General features: G+C 61.5%; 3 protein-coding genes. 2 read left to right on the top strand and 1 reads right to left on the bottom strand.

Annotated elements, in window-relative coordinates; translation table 11 throughout:
* A partial coding sequence (locus tag NW846_RS00845) for a YtxH domain-containing protein (RefSeq protein ID WP_414515119.1) occupies nucleotides 1-294 on the top strand: 294 nt, incomplete at its 5' end.
* Nucleotides 291-839 (top strand): hypothetical protein, encoded by a 549-nt coding sequence (locus NW846_RS00850; protein ID WP_011433807.1) that lies wholly within the window; start codon nucleotides 291-293, stop codon nucleotides 837-839. The genes NW846_RS00845 and NW846_RS00850, both read left to right, overlap by 4 nt.
* On the opposite strand, the gene NW846_RS00855 is transcribed toward NW846_RS00850, so the two are convergent.
* Nucleotides 836-1,839: methionine--tRNA ligase (locus NW846_RS00855; protein WP_414515121.1), on the bottom strand; the 1,004-nt coding region annotated here is incomplete at its 5' end. The two genes, NW846_RS00850 and NW846_RS00855, sit on opposite strands and share 4 nt — an antisense overlap.

Below are 1,839 nucleotides of genomic sequence, written 5' to 3' on the forward strand. Positions count from 1 at the left end.
TTGGCTCCCCGCAGCGGACGGGAGACGCGGCGACTGCTGAAAAAATCGGCAGAGGCCCTGCCAGAGGTGGCAGAAGATGTGACCAGCAGTCTGCAATATCAATCGGAAAAGTTGTTCGACGCTGCCCAACGCAGTTTGGATGAGGCTCTGCTGCGGCTGCAGCAGGCAGTGGCGGTGGGCAAAGAAGCCATGTTGCAGAAGCGAAGGGAGCTGCTCCAAGCCCAGAACTCGCGTCCCTTTGGCGGGGAAGAAGCTGACCTAGAAGCTCGGGATGGGGAGGAGGCGGCGGGATGAACGACCCGGTCTTTTGGCTCGGCCTCTCGGTAGGCCTGGTAGCAGTGGGCATTTTGGCAGTGATCCTGACCCTACTACCTGCCGTCATTCAACTGGGTCGAGCTGCCCAGAGCGTGGAGCGCTTTTTCGACACGCTGCTGCGGGAATTGCCGCCCACGCTGGAGGCCCTGCGCCTGACCAGCCTGGAAGTGAGCGAGATTGCCGACAGCCTCGACGAAGGGGTGAAAGGGGCTGGGCAAGTGGTGAAGCAGGTCAACCGCTCCATCGAAGGAGCACGCACCCAAGCCCAGGGCGCCCAAGTCAATATCCGCAGCTTTTGGGCAGGGGTACGGGCAGCCTGGCAGACGCTGTCCGGCGAAGTGCCCCCCACCACTGGCGCGATTCACAACCCGCGGCTGCGCCCATCCGACCCATCCAACCGTTCTTTCTCCGCTGCTTCATCAACACTTCCCCTGGGAGGTGACCGCCCTTTTGCCGGCGGAGCCACACCAGAGGGATCCCAAGCCGCTGCCCAATCTTCCCGACCGGACATCGCCAATCCCTAGGCGTTCCTCAGGATCTTCTGAAAGACAGGCGTAGGAGGCTGGGGCTCTTGCCCGGGGGGAAGCTGGCCCCAAGTCGCATCGGGATCCCAGCGCAGTTGCAGGGTGTCGGCGAGGGAGAACCCCAGTTGCTGCAGGATCTTGAGGCTGAGAGCGGGAATGAGGGGCGAGAGCAGCACTGCCACCCAGCGCACGCTTTCCAGAACGGCATAGAGGATCTGGGCCACCCGTTCCCCCTGCCCTTGTTTGTGCAGCGTCCAAGGGGCCTGCTCATCTAGGTATTTGTTGCTGGCCTGGGCCAAGCTGAGGGCTTTGCGGGCAGCAGAGCTGGGATCCAGCCGCTCGTAGGCGTCGGCCACTGCCGGGGCAAGGCGCTCGGCCAGGGTTTTGAGGGGGTGATCTGCAGGGATCCCGACGGCGGGAATGCGGTAGTCCGGTTGATATTTCTTGAGCATGTTGAGGGTGCGGTTGAGCAAGTTGCCCAGGTCGTTGGCCAGATCGGCGTTGAGCACGTCAACGAAGCGGCCCTCGCTAAAATCGCCATCCTTGCCCAGCTCGATTTCCGTCAGGAAGTAGTAGCGCACGGCATCGGCGCCGTACTGGCGCACCAGCTCAAAGGGATCCACCGTGTTCCCCAAGCTTTTGCTCATCTTGAGGCCATCTTTGGTGAGAAAGCCGTGGCCAAAGATTTGTTTGGGCAGAGGCAGACCGGCCGACATGAGCATGGCCGGCCAGTAGATGGCATGAAAGCGGACGATGTCCTTGCCCACCAGGTGGACATCCGCAGGCCAGTAGCGGCGTAGGGCATTTGCCAAGGTGGGCTCGTCGTCAGGATCCAAAGCAGCACTGATGTAGTTGATGAGGGCATCAAACCAAACATAAAGGGTTTGGCCGGGATCTGCCGGGAAGGGGATCCCCCAGGAGACGCTGGGGCGAGAAATGGAAAAATCCCGCAGGCCCTGCTTGACAAAGTTGATCACCTCATTGCGGCGGCTTTCTGGTT

The organism is Synechococcus sp. W60.3 (assembly GCF_047502615.1).
Taxonomy (GTDB): domain Bacteria; phylum Cyanobacteriota; class Cyanobacteriia; order Thermostichales; family Thermostichaceae; genus Thermostichus.

Excerpts from the sequence above, each read along its gene's own strand:
- NW846_RS00850 (WP_011433807.1), top strand. The coding sequence starts at position 291 with ATGAACGACCCGGTCTTTTGGCTCGGCCTCTCGGTAGGCCTGGTAGCA.